Below are 1,343 nucleotides of genomic sequence, written 5' to 3'. Positions count from 1 at the left end.
TTTCCTTGATATGGCCGATTAACATTTCATTCTCTCCTTAAATTAATTTTTGTCTACCAAAATTATACAAAAATCTACTCATTCATCACTTCCGTGACACCACAGATGATAGAAGTTAACTTGTTCTTCCATGGGAGTTGAATAAAGGATTATTCTTTTTAAACTCATCCCATTCCTCTCGAAGAATACCCATTCGGATGGAATCATAGTATTCGCCATTATAGTAGCGGCATTTTCTCATTCTTCCTTCTAATCGCATTCCTAATTTTTCCGCACATCTTATCATTCGTGGATTTCCAGACCAAGTTGTAAGCCCCACTCTCTCGATGGTTAGATTTTCAAAGAGATAGTCAATCCATAAAGATAATGCTTCGGTTCCAAGCCCACCATTCCAATGCTCAGGAGAATATATGACAATTCCCATTTCAAGCCATCGTGTACGTTGATCCTCCCAATAATAGCTAACCATCCCTATAATTTGACCTTGATATTCTATAATCATTTGACTTGGTACATCCGTAACATTCATTTTTTCTTTCATTCTCTTAGAAAACTTTTCAAAGGTGCAAAATTCAAGCGGATAATAAGGAGCATCATACTTTTTCCATTCTGGATTCTCCACACCATATATCAGGTTATATAGAATTGGCAAATCATCGTGCGTCGGTGTCCGCAGAGATATGCTTTTTCCTTTCAGCAACAACTTTCGCAAAATATTCACCCCCTATCTTACAGAATTCAACAATCTATGCTATTATCCCTTTTCTAAAAAGCTCTATTATCGTTAATGGTTGATTTTCGACCAAATGAAAAAGCCACCTTATGATGATAAGGCAGCTTTTTGTACATATTTTTTATTTAACTATCGCACCATTCGTTCAATAACCCTTCGTTACTTTCTTTAACCCCCGAGTATATATAATGGTTCTTACCGAAAATAAATACTTCCTTTTCCTTAGTGAAACCAATCTTCTCTGCCACACGAATGGATGGAACATTTTTTGGGTCAATAATGCTTATCAGCTTATTTAAACCCAATTTATCAAACGCATATTCCTTGCACGCTTTGGCTGCTTCTGTTGCGAACCCCTTGGACCAATATTTTTTATTTATGTGGTATCCAATCTCCACTTCTATACTGTCATTTATTTTTTGTTTAACCAGACCACAATCACCGATCAATTCATTCGTTTCCTTCAAACAAACCGCCCATAATCCATAACCATCATATTTAAAAGTTGCGGAATATCTTCTTGATTAGCTGTTCTTATCGCTAAATCCCCATCTCTTTTCCCCTCCCATTGTATTTTTATGTATAAAGGAATTTAACCTTAAAAACCCGT

Annotated in this window: 1 protein-coding gene and 1 pseudogene; both read right to left on the bottom strand. The window is 35.9% G+C overall.

Annotated elements, in window-relative coordinates:
- Positions 1-115: 115 nt before the first annotated feature.
- Positions 116-715, bottom strand: a complete 600-nt coding sequence (locus GCA01S_RS18205; RefSeq protein WP_174407514.1) for a GNAT family N-acetyltransferase — start codon at positions 713-715, stop codon at positions 116-118.
- 143 nt (positions 716-858) lie between these two features.
- Positions 859-1,230: pseudogene (locus GCA01S_RS18200) on the bottom strand (GNAT family N-acetyltransferase); the annotation flags it as partial.
- Positions 1,231-1,343: the final 113 nt, after the last annotated feature.

It is taken from the genome of Parageobacillus caldoxylosilyticus NBRC 107762 (assembly GCF_000632715.1).
Lineage (GTDB): Bacteria > Bacillota > Bacilli > Bacillales > Anoxybacillaceae > Saccharococcus > Saccharococcus caldoxylosilyticus.
This window is presented reverse-complemented; position numbering and strand designations above follow the sequence as displayed.